General features: G+C 33.9%; 24 protein-coding genes, 3 tRNA genes and 1 riboswitch. Of the genes, 9 read left to right on the top strand and 18 right to left on the bottom strand.

Translation table 11 applies throughout. From position 1 onward, the window contains the following. Window positions 1-27: 27 nt before the first annotated feature. Genes ACEN2F_RS10545 through ACEN2F_RS10520 form a run of 6 tightly spaced genes read right to left on the bottom strand, consistent with a single transcriptional unit; the run spans window position 28 to window position 5,238 of the window. Window positions 28-312: a TIGR03643 family protein gene (locus ACEN2F_RS10545; RefSeq protein WP_441738827.1), complete on the bottom strand. Its 285-nt coding sequence runs from the start codon at window positions 310-312 to the stop codon at window positions 28-30. Between the two features lie 52 nt (window positions 313-364). Next, window positions 365-1,849, bottom strand: coding sequence for a deoxyribodipyrimidine photo-lyase/cryptochrome family protein (locus tag ACEN2F_RS10540; protein WP_441738824.1), 1,485 nt, complete (start codon window positions 1,847-1,849; stop codon window positions 365-367). Window positions 1,850-1,857: 8 nt separating this feature from the next. Next, entirely contained in the window at window positions 1,858-3,162 is a 1,305-nt protein-coding gene (locus tag ACEN2F_RS10535; protein WP_441738821.1) for a DASH family cryptochrome, read from the bottom strand. After that, a complete protein-coding gene (locus ACEN2F_RS10530) occupies window positions 3,138-3,272 on the bottom strand; it encodes a DUF2256 domain-containing protein (RefSeq protein WP_441738819.1) in 135 nt (44 codons plus the stop codon). The genes ACEN2F_RS10535 and ACEN2F_RS10530 overlap by 25 nt, the downstream gene beginning before the upstream one ends. Next, window positions 3,272-4,579 (bottom strand): ABC1 kinase family protein, encoded by a 1,308-nt coding sequence (locus ACEN2F_RS10525; protein ID WP_441738816.1) that lies wholly within the window; start codon window positions 4,577-4,579, stop codon window positions 3,272-3,274. Before ACEN2F_RS10525 ends, ACEN2F_RS10530 begins: the two co-directional genes overlap by 1 nt. Then, window positions 4,579-5,238, bottom strand: a complete 660-nt coding sequence (locus ACEN2F_RS10520) for a TetR family transcriptional regulator C-terminal domain-containing protein (RefSeq protein WP_441738814.1) — start codon at window positions 5,236-5,238, stop codon at window positions 4,579-4,581. Before ACEN2F_RS10520 ends, ACEN2F_RS10525 begins: the two co-directional genes overlap by 1 nt. 117 nt (window positions 5,239-5,355) lie before the next feature. On the opposite strand from ACEN2F_RS10520, the gene ACEN2F_RS10515 reads away from it, so the two are divergent. Further along, a complete protein-coding gene (locus ACEN2F_RS10515; RefSeq protein WP_441738812.1) occupies window positions 5,356-6,270 on the top strand; it encodes a TIGR01777 family oxidoreductase in 915 nt (304 codons plus the stop codon). 2 nt (window positions 6,271-6,272) lie between these two features. Here ACEN2F_RS10515 and ACEN2F_RS10510 read toward each other — a convergent pair whose 3' ends face one another. From ACEN2F_RS10510 to rmuC, 4 genes are all read right to left on the bottom strand, one after another. Further along, on the bottom strand, window positions 6,273-6,812 hold the full coding sequence (locus ACEN2F_RS10510; protein ID WP_441738810.1) for a YceI family protein: 540 nt from the start codon (window positions 6,810-6,812) through the stop codon (window positions 6,273-6,275). A 555-nt stretch (window positions 6,813-7,367) separates the two neighbouring features. Further along, window positions 7,368-7,913, bottom strand: coding sequence for an acyl-CoA thioesterase (locus ACEN2F_RS10505; RefSeq protein ID WP_441738807.1), 546 nt, complete (start codon window positions 7,911-7,913; stop codon window positions 7,368-7,370). Further along, window positions 7,914-8,279: a 6-phosphogluconate dehydrogenase gene (locus ACEN2F_RS10500; RefSeq protein WP_441738804.1), complete on the bottom strand. Its 366-nt coding sequence runs from the start codon at window positions 8,277-8,279 to the stop codon at window positions 7,914-7,916. It lies immediately after the preceding gene. 7 nt (window positions 8,280-8,286) lie between these two features. Next, entirely contained in the window at window positions 8,287-9,657 is a 1,371-nt protein-coding gene (gene rmuC / locus ACEN2F_RS10495; protein ID WP_441738802.1) for a DNA recombination protein RmuC, read from the bottom strand. 554 nt (window positions 9,658-10,211) lie between these two features. Between rmuC and ACEN2F_RS10490 the strand changes: the two genes are divergently transcribed. Beyond that, window positions 10,212-10,787, top strand: a complete 576-nt coding sequence (locus ACEN2F_RS10490; RefSeq protein ID WP_441738799.1) for a pseudouridine synthase — start codon at window positions 10,212-10,214, stop codon at window positions 10,785-10,787. Between the two features lie 57 nt (window positions 10,788-10,844). Beyond that, window positions 10,845-11,300, top strand: a complete 456-nt coding sequence (locus tag ACEN2F_RS10485; protein WP_441738797.1) for a tRNA (cytidine(34)-2'-O)-methyltransferase — start codon at window positions 10,845-10,847, stop codon at window positions 11,298-11,300. On the opposite strand, the gene ACEN2F_RS10480 is transcribed toward ACEN2F_RS10485, so the two are convergent. The 3 genes from ACEN2F_RS10480 to ACEN2F_RS10470 form a co-directional block, all read right to left on the bottom strand. Continuing rightward, a complete protein-coding gene (locus ACEN2F_RS10480; protein WP_441738795.1) occupies window positions 11,297-12,079 on the bottom strand; it encodes an ABC transporter ATP-binding protein in 783 nt (260 codons plus the stop codon). The genes ACEN2F_RS10485 and ACEN2F_RS10480 overlap by 4 nt on opposite strands. Before the next feature lie 72 nt (window positions 12,080-12,151). Next, window positions 12,152-13,180: an iron chelate uptake ABC transporter family permease subunit gene (locus ACEN2F_RS10475; protein WP_441738792.1), complete on the bottom strand. Its 1,029-nt coding sequence runs from the start codon at window positions 13,178-13,180 to the stop codon at window positions 12,152-12,154. Window position 13,181: 1 nt separating this feature from the next. Further along, window positions 13,182-14,324 carry an ABC transporter substrate-binding protein gene (locus tag ACEN2F_RS10470; protein WP_441738789.1) on the bottom strand — a complete coding sequence of 381 codons (1,143 nt, stop codon included), beginning with the start codon at window positions 14,322-14,324 and terminating at the stop codon, window positions 13,182-13,184. Between the two features lie 81 nt (window positions 14,325-14,405). After that, window positions 14,406-14,743, top strand: a riboswitch (cobalamin riboswitch). Between the two features lie 99 nt (window positions 14,744-14,842). On the opposite strand from ACEN2F_RS10470, the gene ACEN2F_RS10465 reads away from it, so the two are divergent. Continuing rightward, entirely contained in the window at window positions 14,843-16,798 is a 1,956-nt protein-coding gene (locus tag ACEN2F_RS10465; RefSeq protein ID WP_441738786.1) for a TonB-dependent receptor plug domain-containing protein, read from the top strand. 69 nt (window positions 16,799-16,867) lie between these two features. On the opposite strand, the gene ACEN2F_RS10460 is transcribed toward ACEN2F_RS10465, so the two are convergent. Further along, window positions 16,868-18,319, bottom strand: coding sequence for a S41 family peptidase (locus tag ACEN2F_RS10460; RefSeq protein ID WP_441738783.1), 1,452 nt, complete (start codon window positions 18,317-18,319; stop codon window positions 16,868-16,870). 119 nt (window positions 18,320-18,438) lie between these two features. Between ACEN2F_RS10460 and ACEN2F_RS10455 the strand changes: the two genes are divergently transcribed. The 4 genes from ACEN2F_RS10455 to ACEN2F_RS10440 are packed head-to-tail and all read left to right on the top strand — an operon-like array spanning window position 18,439 to window position 20,576. Continuing rightward, window positions 18,439-18,948: an RNA polymerase sigma factor gene (locus ACEN2F_RS10455; RefSeq protein ID WP_441739070.1), complete on the top strand. Its 510-nt coding sequence runs from the start codon at window positions 18,439-18,441 to the stop codon at window positions 18,946-18,948. Next, window positions 18,935-19,465: a hypothetical protein gene (locus tag ACEN2F_RS10450; RefSeq protein WP_441738780.1), complete on the top strand. Its 531-nt coding sequence runs from the start codon at window positions 18,935-18,937 to the stop codon at window positions 19,463-19,465. Before ACEN2F_RS10455 ends, ACEN2F_RS10450 begins: the two co-directional genes overlap by 14 nt. Window positions 19,466-19,474: 9 nt before the next feature. Continuing rightward, complete coding sequence (locus ACEN2F_RS10445; RefSeq protein WP_441738777.1) at window positions 19,475-20,041, top strand: DUF4252 domain-containing protein; 567 nt, start codon at window positions 19,475-19,477, stop codon at window positions 20,039-20,041. A gap of 1 nt (window position 20,042) precedes the next feature. Next, the gene (locus ACEN2F_RS10440; protein WP_441738774.1) at window positions 20,043-20,576 is read left to right on the top strand and encodes a DUF4252 domain-containing protein; all 534 of its coding nucleotides are present in this window, start codon (window positions 20,043-20,045) and stop codon (window positions 20,574-20,576) included. A gap of 69 nt (window positions 20,577-20,645) precedes the next feature. On the opposite strand, the gene ACEN2F_RS10435 is transcribed toward ACEN2F_RS10440, so the two are convergent. Continuing rightward, entirely contained in the window at window positions 20,646-21,152 is a 507-nt protein-coding gene (locus tag ACEN2F_RS10435; RefSeq protein ID WP_441738771.1) for a tetratricopeptide repeat protein, read from the bottom strand. A gap of 868 nt (window positions 21,153-22,020) precedes the next feature. Between ACEN2F_RS10435 and ACEN2F_RS10430 the strand changes: the two genes are divergently transcribed. Beyond that, on the top strand, window positions 22,021-23,067 hold the full coding sequence (locus ACEN2F_RS10430; protein ID WP_441738768.1) for a zinc-dependent alcohol dehydrogenase family protein: 1,047 nt from the start codon (window positions 22,021-22,023) through the stop codon (window positions 23,065-23,067). A gap of 314 nt (window positions 23,068-23,381) precedes the next feature. Here the strand turns inward: ACEN2F_RS10430 and ACEN2F_RS10425 are convergent. The 3 genes from ACEN2F_RS10425 to ACEN2F_RS10415 form a co-directional block, all read right to left on the bottom strand. Further along, window positions 23,382-23,464, bottom strand: a tRNA-Leu gene (locus tag ACEN2F_RS10425). A 42-nt stretch (window positions 23,465-23,506) separates the two neighbouring features. Further along, window positions 23,507-23,579 (bottom strand) — tRNA-Lys (locus ACEN2F_RS10420). A gap of 38 nt (window positions 23,580-23,617) precedes the next feature. Beyond that, a tRNA-Lys gene (locus ACEN2F_RS10415) sits at window positions 23,618-23,690 on the bottom strand.

Genomic DNA, 23,690 nt, shown 5'->3' with positions numbered 1-23,690 from the left:
TATTTTAGGTTTGTTAGTTTCTTAAATTTATCTCTTGGAAATCTTATTGTTGTTAATTTGTCTTTGCATGGTGCATTTGAAGCGCCCTTCACGAAAATCTCTTAATTTTTCATGCTTTGTTTTGCGCCCTTGTACTCTTTCACGCCACATTCTAAAACTCGACGGTTTCATCTCAGTGCGCATCAGGTCAATTACTTCTTGCTCTTTTAGTCCAAATTGAAGTAAAATTGCATCAAAAGTCGTGCGGTCTTCCCAAGCCATCTCTATGATTCGGTCTTTGTCTAAATCAGTTAGTTCTTTTTTTATATTCAAAATATATTGTTTATTTAAAATTGGTGTTTTTTTTATATCTGTTATTGCAAAATTATTCGCTATCGCCAATATCAGCCATGGTATGAAGTCTTAGTATCCGAGAACTTTCCTCTTTGACTAAAGGATTTTTCTTCATTTTCCATAATAAATCACTAGCATACTTTCTTGTTCGTTCCATGTTTACAATTTGTTTAGGATAATGAACGCCCACTTCAAACTCATTAAATTTCTGATCTAAATAAGTCATTTTATTGGGTTCATGCACAAATGCCCTAGGTAAATTGCGCAACTCAGGAACCCATTTTTTTATAAATTCACCCTCTGGATCATGTTCGTAACTGTTTTTTATCGGATTGTATATTCGCAACATATTAATTCCAGTTTCACCTGCTTGCATTTGCAATTGAGGGAAATGTATTCCGGGCTCAAAATCTAAAAACATCTGTGATAAATGCTTTGACGCCTCCTGCCAAGGTTGCCACAAGTTATGCGTAAAAAAGGATACTAACATTGCACGCATTCTAAAATTTAAATACCCCGTTTCATTCAAGCACCGCATAGAGGCATCAATTAATGGAAATCCCGTTTGACCTGTTTTCCAAGCTTCAATATAATTTTCATTAACTTTCTTTTTCAATGAATGGAAGCCTTTATTGACACTCTCAAACTCCATAATTTCTTCCATTTCAAATTTTTGAATGAAATGTGCTTGCCAAGTAAGCCTTGAGACAAAGGAATCAATTTGTTTTTTGTCACTACAGCTTAATTTAAAAGTTGCTGCTTTTTGCAATACCTGTCTAGATGACAAGTTGCCCCAAGCGATATAGGGAGACAATCTACTGCAACTTTTGCGGGCTAATAACGGTTTTGAAATATGAGCATTATAATTATGATACCGCTCGTCAAAAAATGTTTGCAAATATTTACCGCCCATTTTTGAACCGCCTTTTTGGAAAATAGTATCCGGAATGGTTTCTAAATTTGTTTTTTCCAATGCTTCTTCAAGTTCACCAATAGCTTCTAAGTTGAGGAAATTATTTGATTTTGAATCAAAAATAAATTGTGGTTCATTCATATATTCCTCCCACTTGGAAACCCAGTTCGTTCTGTTTCTCAATGCTCTAAAAATACCGTTATTGGTATTTTCAACCCAATTAATTTGATTGTTTTTACAATATCGTTTGAAGGTTTTATCTCTTTCGTAGGTGATTTTTAAGCCCGTTTCTTGATGTGAAAAAACAGAATCTATTTTGTATATTTCTTGAATGGCATTAAGTACCTGAAGCATTTCTGAAGACACAGATAATACCTGTGTGTTTGATGTTTCCAACTGTTTGTTAATGTCTACAAGTGATTGTTTGATGAAATTCCAGTGTCTTGGGCTGTAATGCGAATCATTTACTAAAGATTGTTCAAATACATAAAGCAACAAAGTAGGTATGCCTGTTTTTGTTGCATTAAAAACGGCCTCGTTATCCTGTAAACGAAGGTCTCTTTTGAACCAAACTACATTTATATGTCTTTTATTTGTATTCATCTAATTTTTTAAAATAATTGTTGTTGAAGCCATAATTTTTGAAATTTTGATTGTCCGTCGTAATTCGTGGCCTGTAATTTAATATTAAATTTTCGATCTCTGGGATCGTTACCTACTCCTGAAACATACATCCAATTTCCATAATTGCTATGAACATCGTAATCAATAAGCATCGCTTCAAAGTATGCAGCTCCTATGCGCCAATCCAGTAGCAGGTTTTTGGCAAAATACGATCCTACATTTTGACGGCCGCGATTGCTCATCCAACCTGTTTGTTCCAATTCAATCATATTTGCATTTACAAAAGGTTCTTCCGTTGTACCATTAATCCATTTATTGATGGCATATTTGTTGTTTTTCCAATCGTAATCTTTACCTAAAATACCGCCAATCTTAAAAATTGAATTTCCATTTTTTAATGAAATATATTTAAAGTAATCTCTCCAAATTAGTTCAAATATTAACCAGTAGGTCGAGTCGTTCTTTTCGATTTGCTGCTCATATTTTAAAATTTCCCAATAAATAGTTTTGGCAGAAATTGATCCATTGGCCAGCCAAGGAGAAAATTTCGAACTAAAATCAGCTCCAATTAATCCGTTACGAGTCACTTTGTAAACGCTCAGTTTTTTGGTTTCCCAAAAATAATTGTGCATCCGTTTCATCGCTTCGTCTTCACCACCACTAAAAGGAAATGCCGTTCTGGAATCTATACTAAAATCAGTAAAACCTAAATTTTCTATAGTAGGAATGACAGTCTCATTTTTCACATAATTATCGGTTGAAAGCGGTTGAACTGAAAATTCAGTTCTGACTTTAGCTAACTTTTCGCATTTATTTCTGAATTGAGTAAAAACATTGGGAACCGATTCAATATCAAACGGCATTTCGTCTGGGTGAAACAAGAACTGATTGTAACTGCCTTTAAACGTTACTGAATTTGGAACTTGAGCTTTTATTTTTTCTGAAACTACCATCTCCTCGGAAGTCCATTCTTCTTGAAAATAGATCGAACTAATTTCATTTTGAATGATAATCGCTGGAATACAGTCTTCTGGTTTTTGGTTGTAAACCAATAAAGAAATATTTAAACTCTTTAGATTTTGTTTTAAAGCGGCAACTGATTCTAATAGAAATTTGGCCCGGAACTTTTCTGTTTTTTTAAACCCATATTCTGTATCTTCAAAATGTCTTGGATCAAAGCAATAAATTGCAATCACGCTGTCATTTTCCTTCATCGCAGTAGATAGCGACTCATTGTCATGAATTCTTAAATCATTCCTAAACCAAACTAACCCTTTTTGTTTCTTTTGCATTTTTCGCTACAATATTTAACTTCGTCCCAGACTTTTTCCCATTTTTTACGCCAAGTGAAAGGCCTATTGCACACCAAGCATATTTTTGAAGGCAAATTTTCCTTTTTCACTACTTGTATTTTTCGTATTCATTTACCACGATTGATGATTTCAAATCAAACATTAAATTGTACAAGCCAAAAAAGGTTCTGTTCATGTAAATGAAATGTTTAGATCCTCGATTCCCGTTCATTTTTCGAAGATTAGTATCTTTGGAAAAGCGTTCGCCTAATTGTGCAATGCTTTCAAAAAAGCTTTCATCTGAAAAATCAAATGTTTTTGATTGAAACGGTTTTGTAAACAAGGACAATAAATCATAAAACAACTCGGTGAAATAAGCTATTTCAGCTTCGGAATCATCTACACGTAAAATTTCTAATTCAAATAATTTAGCATTGAATAATTTCTTACTATTGATTACTTTTTTATCAATTAATTCAAAATACGGTGTGTAGAATTCCATTGGAATTTGTTTCATACATCCAAAGTCCAATGCTATTAATTGATTTTCATCATTTACAAGGAAATTTCCAGGATGTGGATCAGCGTGTACTTTTTTCAGAACATGAATTTGATACATGTAAAAGTTCCATAAGGCCTGACCAATTTTATTTGCAGTTTCCTGATTGGTATTTTCTTTAGTAAACTCAGAAAGATGTTTTCCCGTCATCCAGTCCATCGTAATGATTTTGTCAGATGAAAAATCAGGATAATATTCCGGAAAAATCAGGTTTTCAATTTTTTTACAAGCAAGGACCACCTCTTGACTTTGCTTTAATTCTAATAAATAATTGGTTTCTTCAATTAATTTATCTTCTACTTCCTTAAAATATTTATCAGAATCTTTTCCTTGAAGATTGAACATTCTCACGGCAATAGGTTTTACCATTGCTAAATCCGATGAAATGCTATTAGCAACGCCGGGATATTGAATTTTAACGGCTAGTTTTTTACCATCTTTAACAGCTACATGTACTTGACCAATACTTGCAGCATTTCGGGACGTAGCATTAAATTCATCAAAAATTTCGTAGGGTGTTTTTCCAAAATTTGTTTTGAATGTTTTCAATACTAACGGAGCCGATAATGGCGGAACAGAAAATTGGGAAAGTGAAAATTTTTCTACATAAGCTTGTGGTAGAAAACTTTTGTCCATACTAAGCATTTGCGCTACTTTTAATGCACTTCCTTTTAAACTTTTTAAACCATCGTAAATATCTTCGGCATTATTTTCATTTAATTTATCACGAGTCAAATCAGAGTTGACAATCTTTTCGCCATAATATTTAAGGTAGTTCACACCAACTTTAGCACCAGTTTGCATTAATTTGGTAGCTCGTTCAATTTTTGAAGTAGGGATGTAGTCTATTGTTTTCATTACTTGTTGTATATTTTTTCTTTGAATATAAATTTTCCAAAGTCTATTAAGCTATCTATTGGAGCTATATTCATTAACTCAAAAGTTACCTTTACTGATTTTTCGATATAAATATCTGTTTTCTCAAAAGCGGGAGAGGAATCATCTAACCAAAATTTGAGTGTCAACAAAAGCTGAATCCAAGAGGTTTCCTGAAAAGATTTTTCTTGAAAGTTTTGTAGCTTTTCTTGCTGTGTTCTAAATTCATCGTCAATGATCTCCGTCAAATAATTTCTGAAACTATTTCGTAGCCCAGAAAGTTGCATTAGTTTTTTTAGTTGATTGTTGTGTTCCTTTAATACAAGAACTACATAACTTCTGTTTGCAGTCAAAATTTCGAAAAATGTAAAGTAAAAGCTTAACATTTTACTTTTCATGTCATACATTTCGTATTCCTTGTTTTTATTCAACAAGTCAATTGTTTTTTCTACAAACATCTTGAAAATTTCTTTCTCAATACTTTCTATAGTACCAAAAAACGCATAAAATTCAGTTTCAGTAAAATCATTAATTTTAGTAAAATGATACACTGATTTTGGTTTTTCGCTGTGTTCAAGTACGTAGTCCATGTACATTGAAACTATTTTTTCTTTTGTTACTGTGGTTTTTTTAGTTGCCATTTTAAGTCTGTTTCAAATTAGGGTATAAAGGTAGTGAATGTTTAAGCATATATTAATAAAGTTAAACAAAATTTAATATAAATTTATATCAATATAAAGTAGTAGCTTTACACTATTATGAAAAAGAATGTATTAATCAGCGGTGGGTCGGGATTTGTAGGAAGAAATTTAACTGCATTATTATTAGAAAAGGGATATACCGTTTCTATCTTGAGCAGGAGTGAAAAACAAAATAAAGAAGCTGTTTTTTACTACAAATGGGATGTCGAAAATCAAACGATGGAGGAAGAGGCCGTTTTAAACGCAGATTATATAGTTCATCTGGCCGGAGAAAATATTGGAGAAGAAAAGTGGACAGCCAAGAGAAAAGCGGCAATTATTGATAGCCGGGAGCAGTCGACCTTATTATTATATTCTGTTTTGAAAAAGCACAATAAAAAAATTGAGGTTTTCGTTTCAGCGTCTGCAGTGGGAATCTATGGAGCGGTAAATGGTTCTGAAATTTGTACGGAGGATATGCCATCTGCTAATGATTTTTTGGGTTATACGTGTCAAAAATGGGAAGATGCAATAGGTTTTATTGAGAATTTGAATATTCGAACCGTCAAAATTCGAACTGGACTTGTGCTCGGGAAAGATGATGGTGTTTTAAAAAAACTGATACCTCTATTTAAGTATAGGCTTGGTTCTGCATTGGGTTCAGGCAAGCAGTATATGCCGTGGATTCATATAGATGACCTATGTGCTGCTTATTTGCATGCAATTGTCAATCCGGAAATGAATGGTCCATACAATGCGGCCATTAATGATAATACAACCAATACTATTTTTTCTAAAACATTGGCCTGTGTATATGGTTATGCGATTTGGTTGCCTAATGTACCTTCTTTTGTCTTGAAGTTAGTCATGGGTGAAATGTCTGTAATCGTTTTAACGGGACGAAGAGTTTCCGCCGATAAAATCGAACAAACGGGTTTCAAGTTTAAATTTAAAAATCTAGAAGGAGCCTTAAGAAATTGTTTAGCAAAATAGCATTAATACAGTACACAAATAATTTTTGTATTCACATTTTTCGATATTTTGCTGCGTACCATTAAAGGGATTATAATGTTAAAATCATCCGTATTTATTGGAAATTTTGCGTTTAACTCTATTCCCTGATCCAGTTTTTTAAGAGTGGCGCTCAAAATAATTTTTTTTGTTCTTCCACGGATGGTCATTTTTCCGTTTATTTGGTATTCTGCAAGAGCTGTATTTATTTTTTTTAAATCGAAATTCTCAATCTTTCCTTTAAAAATTGCTTTTGGAAAACGGTTGCTTTCCATATAATTATTGTTAAAATGTTCCTCCATCAAAGTTCTTTTAAACTTAAAGTCTTTGATATTAATCCAACAAATAATCTGACCGGTTTTAGGAAGTAAAACACAAGTCGTGTTCTGATTTATTGCTGTAACTTCTTCAAACAATGGTATCGAAGCCTCAAAATTAATGATTCCGGTATTGGACATCATCTTTTCTTGAGCAATACACGCCATAACAGCAAACAGTAGTATTATTAGAGTAATTTTTTTCATAATCATTTATGAATTAAATTACTTAAAATTACAAAAAAAGCAGCAAATATATAGGTATTAATTCCTTGTAATAAAGCCTGAACAAGTTAATTTTTTTGTTCATTTTTAATAAGAAATTAAACATATGTTATTGAATAACAGATGCTTAAAACAATCGCTTTGCTGTAATTAGCTGTGGTCATGATTTTTGTCAGTTTGAGTGGGTTTGTGTTTCGGTAGCTGTGTGAAAAGTAGCAATATTGAACTAAAAAAATTATTCATACAGATAGCTTCTAAGTAGCTGGACTTATTTAATGTCATACTAAAAAAGGAGTGAAATAGTATTTAACATATAAGTCATATAAGAATTAAACCTTAAATGACCTTATGATTGTTTAAGTTACACAAGGCTAACACAATTGAAACTTAAACTTACATGACTTATACAGTAAAAAAAATGCAACCTTGTTTTATTCTTATTGCTTAGTAAAAAGCCTATCGATAATTTTTGTAGAATTGTACTTTAAAAACGCAAGAACAAACATTTTGAATCAGAACTACTAACAGACTATAATATTATAATTCTACCCGAATATTGTACTTTTCTAAACTTTTTAAAGCTTTTTCAGAACCGTAATCAAACTCTTCTTTATGTAGATTTTTTTCTTTTTTTAATGCTATCTGTTTAACACAATTATAAAAACGGCGAACTTCATTGAGATTCGTCAGTATTAATCTGGGTACAAGAACACTATTTCCTTCTTTATCTTTAGCGACCATCGTGAAATAAGAGGAATTACAATGTTTGATTGTTCCGGTTTGAATGTTTTCTGCTTCTACGCGAATTCCAATTATCATCGAGCTTTTACCTACATAGTTTACATTAGCTTTCATAGTCACTAATTCGCCAACTTCAATAGGCTTTAGAAAATTAACGGTATCAACTGACGCCGTTACACAGTAGTTTCCTGAAAATTTTGATGCACAGGCAAAAGCAATTTGGTCCATTAGTGATAAGATATAACCTCCGTGAATCTTACCGCTAAAATTAGTATTTGATGGTAGCATCAATTCGGCTATGCTGATGTCAGATGATGCGACGGTTTTAAAAATTGTATTCATTTATTTGATTTTAAAAGGAGAGGTGACTTTCTTGACATTTGTTACAAAATAATGCGTATCACCCCACCATGGGTAAGTTCTGTATCGTTCTTTGTAGGTAACTTGTACATATTGACCTTCATATTTCTTCAAGTCGGTAATTACTTTTTGCTCACTGTCCATTACTGAAAAAGCAAATATTTGCGCACCGGAAATGCCCTGACTTATTTCGCCTTCCCAAGTTTTATATACAACTCCCTTTCTACTCACTTTGATTAATTCGCCGGAACGAACTCCTTCGCTGTATGTAGCATTGTATAAAAAAGCAAAATAACCAACCATTGCTACCACTAAAATTACGGAAATAATTAGTATAAATTTTTTCATTTTTAGTTTAGTTTAAAAGCTGATTTTCGTCTTTTTCAGCTCGATTAATGATGCTCTCCGGAAGCGCTTTCTTTGCTTTGGCTCCCATTTTCTTTAATTTTTCGACACTTATAATCAAGTTCCCTTTTCCTTCTACGAGTTTGTTCATCGCACCACTATATTCAACTTTGCTCTCGTCTATTTTTTTTCCAATTTTGATTAAATCCGCGACAAAACCTTCAAATTTATCATATAAAGCGCCTGCTTGTCGTGCAATTTCTAGTGCGTTTTCCTGTTGTTTCTGATTGGTCCACATGCTGTCGATCGTTCGTAAAGTTGCTAACAAAGTTGCTGGAGTCACTATAACAATGTTTTTCTCAAAAGCTTTATTGTACAAACTAGTATCTTCATTTAGCGCCATCGCAAATGCAGGTTCAATTGGAATAAAAAGTAACACAAAATCTGGACTTTCTATTTGATATAAATCGTGGTAATTTTTATTTCCTAATTGTTCTACGTGACGCTTGATGGAACTGACATGTTCTTTTAGATAACTGATCTTCAAAATCTCATCTTCTTCATTGATGTATTTTTCATAAGCGGTCAAAGAAACTTTAGAATCGACAATCATCTTCTTTCCGTCTGGTAAATTGATAACAACATCCGGAAAAACACGATTTCCGTCTTCGGTTGTAAAGGCTTGTTGCACTTCATATTCGCGGCCTTTTTCTAGTCCTGATTTCTCAAGAACGCGCTCTAATACTAATTCGCCCCAATTGCCCTGCATCTTACTGTCGCCTTTCAAAGCCTTGGTGAGGTTGATCGTCTCCTTACTCATTTGGATATTCATTTCTCGTAATCCCAAAATTTGTTGGCGCAAAGCCGCATGATAATCAATACTTTCTTTATGAGTGTCTTCGACTTTCTTTTCAAACAATTGAATTTTATCCTGTAATGGGGTCAGGATATTTTTCATATTTTCTTTGTTCTGTTCGGTAAATTTATTCGACTTTTCTTCTAGGATTCTATTAGCAAGATTTTCAAATTCTTTAGTAAATTTTTCCTGTAATTTCTCGACTTCCTCTTTTTGTTCTTTGTTGCGTTCCCAAAGATTCTCAAAATCAACTTCTTTTTTCGAAAGTTGGATCGCTAAGCTGTCTTTTTCATTCCGAATACTTTCTTTTTCAGTGTTAGTATTTTCTAATTGCTTTTCGAAAGTAGTTTTTTCAATGGTTATCTGTTCCTTTAGTTGGTTAAATTGGGATGTGTGAGCGATTAGTTTTTCTTCTAAACTGATTTTTTCCGATTGGAATCGGGCAGAAAATATAAGTTTTCCAATAAAAATTCCAACGACGAGCGCTACGATGAAAATCAATAAAAATGGAAGTATATTTGACATAGAAGTTCTTTTTGTTAATCGGTAAAAATAGACAAAAGTTTGATGGTTTCCTTTGAGAAATCAAAATACTCTCTAAGTTTTTCGACGCATAGTTTTGGGGCAAAATAGGATTATATGGAACATTTTTTTTCTGAATTATCGCCATTTTAATCACCAAATAATTTAAAAGAACTTTATTCTAAAAGATAAGAGCTTCAATAAAACCCAATTATTTGCTTTTTTTTCAATAAAATGAATTCTTATTTTTTCTAGTTTTATATTTTCTTTGATTTCAAAAGCTGTACTTCAGGATTTGTATTTTTGCGTAGATTTTTTAGATAAAAGCTTCGTTTGTATTTTATTCATAAGGGATTTTTATTGAATAGTACTCCTTGCTATTCCCTGTTTTATTTTTAAAGATAACACCCTTTACTCCAATAGCAGTTCATTTTTAATCTGTAGTAATTCCATCCTTTACTAAAAGTTTTGGTTTACACCAATAAATGTTTTCGGTTTTACTTTTTTTAACCCATTAAAAACAAAGCTATCTTTGTGCCAAAAAAGAAAAGAATATCATGTCTCATTCGCATTTCATCATACACAAACCGTACGGCTATCTGAGTCAATTTATTTATGAACTCAAAAGAAAAAAGAAACTACTAGGCGCGTTGTATGATTTTCCAAAAGGAACTATGGCAATAGGCCGTCTTGATGAAGATTCAGAAGGATTATTGCTGTTGACCACGGACGGAATGATGAGCGAAATCATTAGAAGCAAAAAAGTCGATAAGGAATACTATGTTCAAGTAGATGGTGTTATCAATCAGGACGCCATTGAACGACTTCAAAAAGGAGTTGAAATTGGTTTTAATGGTACTAAATACATTACTAAACCGTGCAAAGCTTCCTTGATATCTGAAATTCCTGCTTTTGGAGTCAGAGGAAAAAAAATACGGGATGAACGCCATGGGCCAACTTCTTGGGCCTCGATTACAGTCAATGAAGGAAAGTTTCGCCAAGTACGAAAAATGACTGCAGCCGTTGGTTTTCCTACCTTGCGATTGGTTCGGGTACGAATAGGAAATGTACATCTTAATGATTTGCAAGCGGGAGAAGTTAAGGAAGTAGAAAATTTTCAAATAGAAAATTAAAAGATTAGTATGAATTTTTCAATCTTTTAATTTTTCAATCTTTTAATAAAGAACACTATGTTAAACATTGTTTTAGTAGAACCTGAAATTCCAAATAACACCGGAAATATTGGCCGATTGTGCGTAGGAACCGAAAGCCGTTTGCATCTTATTCATCCTTTTGGTTTTGTTATTAATGATAAAAATCTAAAGCGTTCCGGACTCGATTATTGGGTGCATCTGGATGTAACTGAATATCAGAATATAACCGAATGGAAAGCAAATATCCCTGATTTTTCACGAGTTTTTTTAATGAGTTCTCATGCTGAGAAATCGTATTTGGAGACTGATTTTCAGGATGGAGATTGGTTGGTTTTTGGAAAAGAAAGTAAAGGTTTGAGCGAAGCAGTTTTAAATGAATTTCCAAATCATCTTACGATTCCAATGTCACCACTAATCCGAAGTTTTAATATAGCTAATTCGGTCGCTTTTATAATTGGCGAAGCAAAAAGACAAATTAGTTTGAAGATTTAGGAAATTACGAATTTTCCTTTTTCAGCATCAAAGATGATATGTTCATCTTTGAAAAGCGTATTAAAAGTACCTTTCAGAATCAAATTACAAGGTTGATCTTGGATTGTGTTTTCTGGAGTCATGATAATCATTTCATCACTCAATTGTATGGCCATATCAATGTCATGAGTCGAAAAAAGGATGCATTTTTGAGTTTCCGCTGTAAGTTTTTTCAAGAGTTTAAACAAAACCACCTTATGCAATAAATCCAAATGGGTTGTGGGTTCATCCAGAATAATTAACGGAGTATCTTGCGCCAAAGCCCGCGCAATCAATACTATTTGTAGCTGTCCATCACTAATTTCGTAATGTTTTTTAGCGGCTAAATGACTGATTTGTGTCAAGTCCATTGCTTCATTCACTTTTGCGATATCTTCAGCGGTCAATTTACCAATCCAGTTCGTGTAGGGTTGCCTTCCTAAAGCAATGAGTTCAAAAACAGTAAGATTGCTAGGGGGTAATTTTTCAGTGAGAACTACACTTAAATTTTGTGCCAAGGTCAAAGCATCTATTTCATGAATATTTGTCCCATTGAGCAAGACCATTCCAGATAACGATTTCTGAATACCGGTTATTGTTCGTAAAAGTGTGGATTTACCAATACCGTTAGCGCCAATTAAAGCGATGAGTTTCCCTTTTTCTAAACACAAATCAATGTTTGAAGCAACCAGGGCATTCTCTTTTTTACGAGAATAACCAATGCTGATTTGTAAAGCCTGTAAGATGATTTTATTTTTCATAATAGTTGGTAGTTCCGTCATGAAATGTAAACACAGAATCTATGCGTTTAAAAAAGAGAAGGTGTTAGTGTTTTAAATAAATGTTTTTTTCCTAATTAATAACCAAATGACGATCGGTGCGCCAAAAATAGAAGTAACTGCATTGATTGGTAACGTTAAATCACTGCCGGGAAGTTGCGAAATACTGTCGCAAATGAGCATGATAATGGCTCCAAAAAGTATAGTACTCCAAAATAAAATTGTGTGATTGCTCGTTTGAAAAACCAGTTTTGCAATATGCGGAACCGCTAATCCAATAAAAGCAATTGGGCCTGCAAAAGCAGTGATACTTCCCGCTAGAATACTGGTGGCAAAAATGATAATAAAGCGTGATTTTTTATAATTAAGCCCCAGACTTTTAGCATAATTTTCTCCTAGAAGTAATGAATTCAGCGGCTTGATACTAAGTAAACTGAGCAATAATCCAATCGTTACGCAGACTGATAAAAGAGAAATGGAGGTCCAAGACAAATTACCAAGATTTCCAAGTGACCAAAATGTAAATTTCTGTAATTGTTCTGCAGTGCTGAAATAGGTCAGCGTTCCAACAATGGCACTGGTCAAACTTCCAAACATCAACCCAACTATTAAAATAGCCATCGTATCTCGTAACCGATGAGAAATTACTAAAACTGCTAGTAAAACGGTGAAACTCCCCAAACTAGAGGCCAATATAATTCCGTAAGACGAAAGTAAAAATGATTTTAAAAAAGGTGGTAGCAGCGTTGCGCCCAAAATCACGGTTGCAACACCTAAACTGGCACCAGAACTCAATCCAAGCACATAGGGTCCGGCTAATGGATTTCTAAATAATGTTTGCATTAATAAACCGCTTATGGACAATCCCATTCCAACAAGAATAGCAGCAATAGCTTTGGGTAAACGGTAATTGATAAGGATATATTCCCAAGTTTCTTTGCTCGCGATTCCTCCGGTCAGACTTCTGAAAACCTCTTTTACAGGAATAGAAACGGAGCCTAAACTGATGTTTATGACAAACAAAGAAATCATCCCGATAGTCAGGAAGATAAAAAGTACTGTATTTCGATTTAATTTAGTCAAACTATTGTAATTGCTGAAAGAAAAAAAGTTTATGGTTTGGTAACAGCTCCGGATGAAATATTTTAATCAAGTCTTTCAAGACCCAATCCGGTCGGGTAGGAGACCATTCAAAATATAAAATCCCGCCTTTAGCCCCCTTATTTATGCCGTACGAATATACTTTTTTATTTTTAAAGGAAGTAAATTCACCGTAATGCGGATTGCTGTCACTCATTTGTTTTAAAGACGAGAAATCTCCAGGAGCGATCCAGTAGTCGGCGTTTTTAGCTTTTTCTAAAATTTTTTCAAAAGACAGTGATAAACTACCCGTTCCTTTTGAGTCAGCCCACAAATAATTGGATTGAGCATCTCTTAGAAATAATGCGGCCCAACTGTCACCTTGCGGCACATACCATTGATTTTGAAACATTGCGCCACTCAGCACGGTAGGTTTTACTCTTGCTTTTTTGGCTAAAGCCAAAGTGTTTGTATATTCCTTTTCGATTTCGGAAAAGAGGGTATTTGCTTTAGAATCCAATCCATACAAGGCACCGAAAAATTTAATCCATTCTGCTTTTCCAAGTGGAGATTGTTCTGCCCAATCGCCATTTAAAAGTACTTTTAAACCACTTTTTTGAAGGTTATCGAGCGTTGGGTTACTGTCATTTAAACCAAAACTTATGATGACATTTGGAGCCATATCAATTAAGATCTCGGTATTTAGCGTTTCGTTAGTTCCTACTTCTCTAATATTCCCGGAATCAATGCGCTTTCTGGTTTTTTCCGATGAAATATAATCAGTGTTTGGAAAACCAACTAAAGTGTTTTCAACACCTAACATTTCGAGAGCTGGAATGTGGGTGGTTGAGGTAACAACAATCGATTCTATTGGAACTGAAATTATAGAAAACTGCTTCAAACTGTCCGGTATAATACCGTTTTTTTCTTGTAAAATATAAGTAAAGTTTTTTTTGGCTTTAGGCCAAGGACGGGTAACTTTTAGAATTGAATAGCCCTGATATTTGTAAATTTCTAAACCTTCAGCATATTGAATTTTGTTCGTAGCGGTTGTAATTGCAATAGAGGATTTCTTGTTATTTTGCTTACATCCGCTAAAAGTAATAGCTAATAAAAAGAGCGAAAATTTTAATAAAAATGATTTCATAAAACGATTTTTAAGAACTGCAAAGGTATATTTAATCTGTTTTAAAAATCAAATTTTATTTTTTATTCCAATCTTAATTTTATCTTTGACCCGTATTAAGGTTGTTGTTTTGTTTTTCAAACCAGCATTAAAAGGGAAGAGAGTGATTGAAGATTGTTGATTAACGATTTTTGATTTCAGATTTAAAATCTGTAATCAATTTTCACAAATCTAAATTCGAAAATCTCGCGCTGTACCCGCAACTGTAAGCTATCAAGCTTGTTGTTATCTACAAAACCATTGTTCGAAAATTTAATAAGTAGTGATTTGGGAATTAGGATTAAAAAAACCTCAACCAAAAACCTATAATTCTAAATCAAGAATGAGAAGGTAAACAACAAGACGCAAGCCAGGAGACCTGCCTTTTACATCGAGTATCAAACTTTCGGGAAAAAAGGTTTGGGTATGGGTTATTCTATGCTTTTCTCCCCACTTTTAGTCATGTAACAGAAAATAGCTGTTACTAAATGTTTAATAAAATGAACAAAAAAATCGTTCGTATTAGTGCGTTGTGCGTACTAATGACTTCGTGTGCTTTTGCGCAACAAAATCAAACTTTCTCTTCTGAAGATGAATTGAAAGAAGTCGTGGTTTCCGATTCTAAATTTGCTTTGGCAAAAGAAAAATCAGGAAAAGTAATCACTAAAATTACTGCTGAGGATTTAAAAAACAAAGCAGGACAGAGCTTAGCAAACATTCTAAGTTCTGTTGCAGGATTAGAAATTAACGGAAATCAAAGTGCTGCAGGTAAAAATTTAGGGTATTACGTTCGGGGTGGAAAAAACAATCAAGTGTTGATTCTCATTGATGGAATTCCGGTTAATGATGCCTCAGGAATTAGTTTTGAATATGATTTGCGTTTGCTTCCAGTGGAACAGGTAGAAAGTGTTGAAATTATGAAAGGAGCAGCGAGCACGCTTTACGGCTCTGGTGCTGCAACTGGCGTCATTAGTATTACTTTAAAAAAATCAGGAAAGAAATCTATTGAAGGAAATGCGTACGCAAATGTAGGAACTAATAATACTGCAAATACGGATAAAACTAGTGCTCATAGTTATAACCAGGGTTTCTCGGTGAACGGAAATGTTGATAAGGTGAATTATTTTGCTTCTTTAAATAGCACTGAAATTAGCGGAATGTCACAGATTGCTCCCGTAAACCCATCTGATAATTATGAGGAAGATCGCTTTTCCAGAATCAATTATCTGGCAAAACTAGGATATAAAGCTTCGGAAAAATTAACATTGGATTTCTTTGGTAATTATGATAAGATAAGCTCTGATTATGATGCCTCCTTTGATAATACTGGGATAAATGATAGCGATTTGTTTTCAACCGAATCAGAACAATTTCGTTTTGGTTTTTTACCAAAATACAAATATTCTAAAGGGGAATTTGTCTTAAATTCAAGCTTTAACAAAATTGTACGTACGTATAACGATTTTGATTTTTATTCTAATACGCCCGGATTTTCGCAGTACGAATCCCGAAGCGTCAACGTTGATGGTTTTAATAAATATGAATTTTCAGAATCTTTCTTTCTTGTTGCCGGTGCGCAATATCAGTTTCATGATATGAATAGCAGTACTCCATTTGGCGGAAATTTGAAAGAAGTTACTAAATTCAATATGATCGATCCCTATATTACAGGAGTTTTTAGTACGGATTTTGGATTGAATTTGAATGCTGGTGCGCGATTAAATATTCACAGTCAATATGGAAATCAATTGGTTTACAATGTAAATCCTTCGTATGATTTTAAATCGATTCCATTGAAGCTTTTAGCCTCTTATAGCACTGCTTTTGTAACGCCAAGTTTGTATCAATTGTATTCTGAATATGGAAATGCTGATTTGACACCAGAGAAAAATCGGACTGTAGAAGCAGGTTTTGAAACATATTTGCTAGATGAAAAAATCAAACTGAATGCTGTTGCTTTTTACCGTGAGCAAACTAATTTCATCGGATTTTATTTCAATCCGATAACTTTTGATTCTAACTACATTAATATAGAGGGAATGAATAAAGCAAAGGGAGTAGAAACCGAATTCTCTTTTGCCTTGAGCGAAAAAATAAACTGGAATTCTAATTATACTTTTACGCAAGTGGATAGCGCTCTGGACCGATTAATTCCAAAACATAAAGTCAATTCAGCTTTGGGTTTTCAAATTAACAGTAGGTTGTTTTTGAACTTAGATTATCAATATGTAGACAATAGAAATGATGCTTTTTTTGATGGAAATACTTTTGCTACAACAAAGATTGTTTTAGGTTCTTATCAGTTAGTAAACTCGTCTGTTCGCTATGAATTGGTAAAAAACAGATTGTCGATTTTTGGTGCGGTTAGCAATATTTTGAATGCTGATTTTGTTGAAAATGTAGGGTATAATACATTAGGAAGAAATTTTAAAGTAGGTTTGAATATCAAACTATAATTCGGAATTTCTATAAACAGAAAGCGGCTTTCATCACTGAAAGCCTCTTTTTTGTTTATAGCTATGTTTTTATTCTAATGCTTTCAAAAGTCCTTCTGGTGCTTTCTCGAGATACATTTGATTTTGGATTCCTTTTATTGATTTGGTATCCTTGAAAAATTTAAATTCTTGTCCAGGACTTTGTCGCAACATTCTGGAAGTTCCTGTTATTTTTCCAATAGCGGAACTTAATAAAGGTTCAGCCGGATCGCCAAGAACACCTAGCGTACTCAATGTTTCTGTTACTAGTACATCAGGTTGCAATCCGTTGTAATAATCCCCAAACCCAACTGAGTTGACAATATTTAAAACAATAGGCTGCATGGCATATTTGTGGTTTGGATTTCTGTTCTCAGATCCAAAAGTAGGGGAGTCATAAAGAGTAACTGATCCAACATTTTTCCCAACTGTTACATCACCAATTTGCACTACGTTGATGTGTGGTTCTAATCCATTGATTACTAATTCACTCGCTGATGCGGTGCTTGCACTGGTTAAGACGTATACCTTAGTCAATTTCAAACTATTGATAGCTGTAGTTTCAATTTTATCCGTAAAATAATTAAATAAAGCTTCGGGATTTTCAGCTTCGAAATAAGCGTTGATTTTTGCATTCCATTCTTGTTTAGCAAAAACTTGTCCTGTAAATTGTCCGGTTATCATACTCGCTAACCGTGTAGCAGTTTGAACTGACCCACCGCCATTGTATCGTAAATCTAGAACCAGGTCCGTGATTCCTTGTGCTTTTAATTGACCAAACGCATCATTCAATTCGTCGTCATAATCAGCATAAAAACCATTATACATTAGATATCCTATTTTGTGGGTTCCAGATGTAATGACTGTGTTGATTAATATCGGGTTTTCTGATAGTACTGTTTTTGTCAAAGCAACTGATTTTCCATTGCTAACAATCGTAGTTCCGTTGAATTCTGCCAGACCTAAAGTGTAACTTTCGTTAGCACCATATAGCAATGAGGCATAGTTACTTAAGGTCAGTTGCGTTCCATTTACGGCAGTGAAGAAATCACCACGCTTGATGTTTTTAGTAGATGCATCTGAGTTTGCAATAATATAACGCACGTAACCAAATAATTCAGTACTACTTCCTGGTTTGTAACTTAGGCCAAAATCGATACCATTGTTTTTAGTAGTCCCCTGAAGTGCTCCCTCAAGTTCTAAATAATCACTAACAATCCAACTGAATCGGTCAATGGAAGGACTCACTCTTAAAGCTTCAAATAATTCCTCAGGAACCGGATAACCTCTCAGAAAAGTATTTAATGCGGTTTGATCTGCAAAACGATCGTCAGCTAAATTTGGAACATCAGCTTGCCATCTATAGTATTGGTTCATTCCTTTCCAGATAAAATCTTGGATTTCTAAACTGGCTGGCGGTGCAATATCATCATTGTCCTGACAACTTTGTAATGTCAATGTGGCTATGAAAAATAAAAGCGTAAATTTGAATGCTGTTCTCATAATTATGTTTTAATACTTTATTAACGTAAAAATACCAACTTTAGTTTTATTTTAAATTTTTTGTTGCAAATATAAACAAGAATCGTCTTTACTGTATAACTTGTATGATTTTAATGGGTATGAATCAAAATGATTTTGTGTTACTGGTGGCTCCATTCAAAAATAAAGTCTTTCGATTGGCTAAGCGGTTGCTTATCAGTACGGAAGAAGCCGAAGATGCGACACAAGAAGTTTGGGTTAAATTGTGGAACAAAAACGGTAGCTTGTCTACTTATAAAAGTGTAGAAGCTTTTGCCATGACACTAACAAAAAATTATTGCTTAGACCAGTTAAAATCAAAAAGAACTGAAAATAGTAGAATTGGCAGTACAGTGTATATTGACAAAACTACTGGACTAGAAAAAAAAATGGAAGACCTTGATAGTTTGAATTGGGTTGCAAAAATAATAAATCAACTACCTGTTCAACAACGATTAATTATTCAAATGCGAGACATTGAGCAGTATGAGTTTGAAGAAATCGCTGTAATACTTGATATGAAAGAGGCAGCAATCCGGGTGTCACTTTCCCGAGCACGAAGAACGATCAAGGAATCTATGACAAAAACGCATAATTATGGAATTAGATAAAGCGGAGGGCTTAGTAAAAAAATATTTGCAAGGAGAAACCAGCATTGATCAAGAAAAAGAATTGAGGGACTATTTTTTATCTCAGAATGTTGCTCCACATTTGAAACAATACATATCCTTTTTTAAGTACTTGGCTGTTGCCAAAGAGCAGCAAAACAAACAGGAAATTCCAGTTTTTGACACTCTAAGATTAAGAAAGGGGTATAAAAAACGAAATTTTGCAGGATTTTCAATTGCTGCAGCTGTTGTTGTTTTGATCAGTGTAGGTACGTATGTTTTTTATAATGTAGATAACACTAACAAAAATAAAAATTTGGGAACCTATGAAAATCCTGAAGATGCGTTTAGAGCTACACAAAAAGTATTATCATTGGTGTCCAATAATATAAACATTGGCATAAAAAGTGTATACTACATCGAAGAATACCAAAACGTAAAGAATAGGGTTTTTGTTACTTCAAATAGAGAAAGAAAGAATTTAAAATATCAAACTAAAAACAAAACTAATTTAAAATAATTAATAAAAATGAAAGCAACTATTCAAAAAAGGAATAACAGAAGTTTTGGGGGAAAAATTCTAATCACTTTAATGCTCGTGTTTATTTCAAGTCCATTTTTTGCGCAAGCAGCCTTTGATAAATTTGACGGACAAGATGATGTAACCTCCATTGTGGTCAACAGAAAAATGTTTGATTTAATGAGTAAAGTAAAAGTCGATGCTTCTGATAAAGAAACACAGCAGTATCTCAACTTGATAAAAAAACTAGACAATCTTAAAGTTTTTACAACAAAAAGCACCAGAGTAGAAGGAGAAATGAAGGCTAGTGCAGAAAAGTACATAAAAACAGCTGGTTTAGAAGAGTTGATGCGCGTTAATGAAAACGGCAGAAACATTAAAATTCTGGTAAAATCAGGGACGACGGATACTCAAATAAGAGAGTTGCTAATGTTTATTGAAGGAGCAAAAAATGAGGACACAGTGCTTATGTCATTAACGGGTAATTTCGACTTAAATGAGATTTCGATTCTTACGGACAAGATGCGTATTCCTGGTGGAGAAGATTTAAAAAAAGCGACTAAAGGAAGAAAATAAGATGAAAGTAATTTATATAATCATGCTATGGGCTAGTTTATCACTGATCAGCTGCAATTCAGAGCCTACCTTACAGAAGTATTTTGTGGAAAATACTGAAAACAAAAATTTTGTGGCGCTCGATGTGTCCTCTAGTATTTTGAATGTGGATCAAACCAAATTATCGGTGGCTCAAAATGATGCGTTGAAATCTTTTGATAAAATGAATATTCTGGCTTTTAAATTAACGGAGACCAATAAGGCAGAGTTTGAAATCGAACGCGCAAAAGTTGACTTGATCTTGAAAGATAAGAAATACCAGAAATTAATGAAATTTAGTTCTGGCAAAGAAGGTGTTTCGGTTAGTTTTATTGGAACGGATGAGCATATCAAAGAATTTATTTTTTATGCAAATAAAAAAGAAAAGGGTTTTGCAGTGGTCCGAATTTTAGGGGAGGATATGAACCCAACTAGTGTAATGGATATGATCAGCGTATTGCAACAATCCGATATAGATTTAGAACAATTCAAACCGATACAGCAATTACTGAAATAAACGGTTTTTACAAAAATAAAAAGCGTCTTGATTAATGTCAAGGCGCTTTTTTGTTTCTAATCAGGGCTCTTATTTACAAAACATTTTTTTGTTTTTAATAGCGCTTTGACTTCCAAATTTAATTGCTTTGATGAAATCAGCACATGCGTTTTTTTTGTTTTGAATGTGAACATTCGACAATCCCCTCAAATTATAAGCAATATAATCTTTTGGATTCAAAGCGATAGAAGAGGTACAATCTTCAATAGCTTGCGTGTAATTTTTGGATTTATAATTTATATCAGCTCGTGTCGTGTAAGCATCCCCTTTTTTTGGTTCTATAATTATGGTTTTGTTGACATCCTCTAGAGCGCCTTTTATATCGCCTGATTTTTGTTTCAACAGCGCTCTGTTTAAGTATGCCTCGGCAAATAATGGATCAACGCGGATGGCTTTGGTGTAGTCAGCGATGGCTCCTTTTAGATTTCCTACTTCTGCTTTTTTTAATGCTTGATCAAATAAATCATAAGCGATAGGATTCTGACTCCAACTTGCAAAGGAGCTTAGTAATACTGCGAGTAGAATTAATTTTCTCATAAATAACTTCGATTTGTTGGGACGTAAACGATTGGTAGTTTGGCAAAAAATATTTTTTGATAGTTAGATAACGAAAACAAACATGGTTTATTTTAAGTAGTGAGAATATTTAGATAAAAAAAACACAAGAAAGACTCGATACAATAGCAAGTGAAACAAGTAACCACATATTTTTTTTACATAAGTGTCTTTCTAGTAGCAACCGCTAGTTTGTCAGTAAGGATTTTCATTATTATGTTTTTTTTTAAATGCGTTAGGGAAGGTTTTTTAACAGTAAAAAAAAGAAAATTTGTACCGTTTGCCTCTCTGTAATCCGTTGGCTGTGTTTAGAAAAAGTCAAACGATCTTACTAAAAAAATGGAAGCAGACCGCAACCTTTAAATGTTACACTTACCATTTGAATCTAAATGGTTAAAAAATGTAGCAAATGAAATTACAGCTACTCTCTTATTGTAATTAGAAATTGATGTTGCAGAAACTAATCTTCTACTGAAAGAACTGAAAGAACTGAAAGAATAGTACCGGTTTTTGAATTGTTGAATTTGATTTCGATTTTAAAGCAATATCAAAAGTACTTTAATATAAAGAAGTAGGTTTTTATAACTTGAATCCTGCCATTAAGATGCGGTTCAGAATTTATTTAGGGTGTTAAAAGCCTCCTATTTGTCAATATTCTGGTCTTATTTCACTATCTTTATAAGGATGTTTACGTACAAAGTGATTGTTTTTTATTAAGTAGCAATCGTTAGTGGTAGTAACAAAATGGTATTTGCAAAACAGTATAAACAGCTCAAATTAGCAAAAATAGTTTGAGTGCATTTGGAAATAAAAACACGTACTAATGTATTAATCTTTTAAAAAAAAAGAAATGAAAAAAACTATGAAAGGCCTTGTTTATGGTGGTCCCGGAAAAATTGAATTAAAAGAAATAGCTGTACCCAGCATTGAAAAACCAACAGATGCTTTAGTTCGTGTATTAAAGACGACGATTTGTGGAACAGACTTAGGTATTTTGCATGGAAAAACCCCCACTTGCAAACCTGGAACCACTCTCGGACATGAAGGCGTTGGTGTTATTGAAACGGTAGGGGATGGAGTTCGAAATTTTAAAAAAGGGGATCATGTGATTATTTCCTGCATTACTTCAGATGGGACTTGCGAATATTGCAAAAAGCAAATGTATTCTCATTGTGAAGACGGTGGCTGGATTTTAGGACATCTTATTAATGGAACGCAGGCCGAATATGTTCGTATTCCGCATGCTGATAACAGTTTGCATCTGATACCTGCTGGATCAGATGAGGAGGCTTTAGTGATGTTGAGCGATATTTTACCTACTGGACATGAAATAGGAGTGATAAACGGCCAGGTAAAGCCAGGCGACACTATTGCCATTGTGGGTGCAGGTCCTGTTGGTATGGCTGCATTATTAACTTCGTTGTTTTATTCTCCAGCTAAGATTTATATGATTGATTTAGATGAAAATAGACTTAAGTTAGCTAAAGAATTTGGCGCCACCGATACCATTAATTCTGGTAAAGAAGATGCGCTTAAAAAAATTCTTTCGGAAACCAAAGATGGCGTAGATGTGGCTATTGAGGCCGTTGGGATGCCAGCTACTTTTGATCTCTGCCAGAAAATTATCAGACCGGGAGGTAACATTGCTGTCGTTGGGGTTCATGGTAAAAGTGTGGATTTACAATTACAAGATCTGTGGATTCAAAATATTACCTTGACAACAGGTTTGGTTAATACTAATACCACTCCGATGTTATTAAAAACGGTTACCTCAAAAAAAATAAATCCCAAAAAGTTGATCACGCATCATTTTAAATTGGAAGAAATTGAGAAAGCGTACGAAGTCTTTGGAAATGCTTCTGAAGAAAAAGCAATGAAAGTAATTATCGAACCATAGCAGAACTATGATATAGTTTCTTTTAAGCATAAAAAACTCGTCTTTTCTAAAAAAAAGGCGGGTTTTTTATGCTTAAAAGAAGCGAAGACTAGATTTAAATTTCTATTCTACTTTTATCGGATTGAAGACCACGATTTATCAAGATAATTTACGCTAAAGGTACTATTTGATTATTAAAGCTTCAGTCTGCCTTGAATGTGTTCTTGCAATAGTACATTTATGGAATAGGGTAGTCCTTTTTACTATGATTAACGATCGAGTAGCCTTAAATAAAAATGGGACAAGGAAGAATCTTTCTTCCTTGTCCCATAAAGTGACCACGGCGGGATTTGAACCCGCACGCCCTTGCGAGCACCAGCCCCTCAAGCTGGCAAGTCTACCGTTTCTCCACGTGGCCTTAAATTAAAAAAGGCCAAGTAATAAATTACTCGACCTTTTGTGACCCGACTGGGGCTCGAACCCAGGACCCCATCATTAAAAGTGATGTGCTCTACCAACTGAGCTATCGAGTCAATGCTTCAAGGAAAGTAAGTGTTGATCACTAAATTTGTGACCCGACTGGGGCTCGAACCCAGGACCCCATCATTAAAAGTGATGTGCTCTACCAACTGAGCTATCGAGTC

This window comes from Flavobacterium sp. W20_MBD1_R3 (genome assembly GCF_052119725.1).
Taxonomy (GTDB): Bacteria; Bacteroidota; Bacteroidia; order Flavobacteriales; family Flavobacteriaceae; genus Flavobacterium.
This window is presented reverse-complemented; position numbering and strand designations above follow the sequence as displayed.

Excerpts from the sequence above, each read along its gene's own strand:
- ACEN2F_RS10540 (WP_441738824.1), bottom strand. The coding sequence starts at position 1,849 with ATGAATACAAATAAAAGACATATAAATGTAGTTTGGTTCAAAAGAGAC.
- ACEN2F_RS10535 (WP_441738821.1), bottom strand. The coding sequence starts at position 3,162 with ATGCAAAAGAAACAAAAAGGGTTAGTTTGGTTTAGGAATGATTTAAGA.
- ACEN2F_RS10525 (WP_441738816.1), bottom strand. The coding sequence starts at position 4,579 with ATGAAAACAATAGACTACATCCCTACTTCAAAAATTGAACGAGCTACC.
- ACEN2F_RS10520 (WP_441738814.1), bottom strand. The coding sequence starts at position 5,238 with ATGGCAACTAAAAAAACCACAGTAACAAAAGAAAAAATAGTTTCAATG.
- ACEN2F_RS10515 (WP_441738812.1), top strand. The coding sequence starts at position 5,356 with ATGAAAAAGAATGTATTAATCAGCGGTGGGTCGGGATTTGTAGGAAGA.
- ACEN2F_RS10510 (WP_441738810.1), bottom strand. The coding sequence starts at position 6,812 with ATGAAAAAAATTACTCTAATAATACTACTGTTTGCTGTTATGGCGTGT.
- ACEN2F_RS10505 (WP_441738807.1), bottom strand. The coding sequence starts at position 7,913 with ATGAATACAATTTTTAAAACCGTCGCATCATCTGACATCAGCATAGCC.
- ACEN2F_RS10500 (WP_441738804.1), bottom strand. The coding sequence starts at position 8,279 with ATGAAAAAATTTATACTAATTATTTCCGTAATTTTAGTGGTAGCAATG.
- rmuC (WP_441738802.1), bottom strand. The coding sequence starts at position 9,657 with ATGTCAAATATACTTCCATTTTTATTGATTTTCATCGTAGCGCTCGTC.
- ACEN2F_RS10490 (WP_441738799.1), top strand. The coding sequence starts at position 10,212 with ATGTCTCATTCGCATTTCATCATACACAAACCGTACGGCTATCTGAGT.
- ACEN2F_RS10485 (WP_441738797.1), top strand. The coding sequence starts at position 10,845 with ATGTTAAACATTGTTTTAGTAGAACCTGAAATTCCAAATAACACCGGA.
- ACEN2F_RS10480 (WP_441738795.1), bottom strand. The coding sequence starts at position 12,079 with ATGAAAAATAAAATCATCTTACAGGCTTTACAAATCAGCATTGGTTAT.
- ACEN2F_RS10470 (WP_441738789.1), bottom strand. The coding sequence starts at position 14,324 with ATGAAATCATTTTTATTAAAATTTTCGCTCTTTTTATTAGCTATTACT.
- ACEN2F_RS10465 (WP_441738786.1), top strand. The coding sequence starts at position 14,843 with ATGAACAAAAAAATCGTTCGTATTAGTGCGTTGTGCGTACTAATGACT.
- ACEN2F_RS10460 (WP_441738783.1), bottom strand. The coding sequence starts at position 18,319 with ATGAGAACAGCATTCAAATTTACGCTTTTATTTTTCATAGCCACATTG.
- ACEN2F_RS10455 (WP_441739070.1), top strand. The coding sequence starts at position 18,439 with ATGAATCAAAATGATTTTGTGTTACTGGTGGCTCCATTCAAAAATAAA.
- ACEN2F_RS10450 (WP_441738780.1), top strand. The coding sequence starts at position 18,935 with ATGGAATTAGATAAAGCGGAGGGCTTAGTAAAAAAATATTTGCAAGGA.
- ACEN2F_RS10445 (WP_441738777.1), top strand. The coding sequence starts at position 19,475 with ATGAAAGCAACTATTCAAAAAAGGAATAACAGAAGTTTTGGGGGAAAA.
- ACEN2F_RS10440 (WP_441738774.1), top strand. The coding sequence starts at position 20,043 with ATGAAAGTAATTTATATAATCATGCTATGGGCTAGTTTATCACTGATC.
- ACEN2F_RS10435 (WP_441738771.1), bottom strand. The coding sequence starts at position 21,152 with ATGAGAAAATTAATTCTACTCGCAGTATTACTAAGCTCCTTTGCAAGT.
- ACEN2F_RS10430 (WP_441738768.1), top strand. The coding sequence starts at position 22,021 with ATGAAAAAAACTATGAAAGGCCTTGTTTATGGTGGTCCCGGAAAAATT.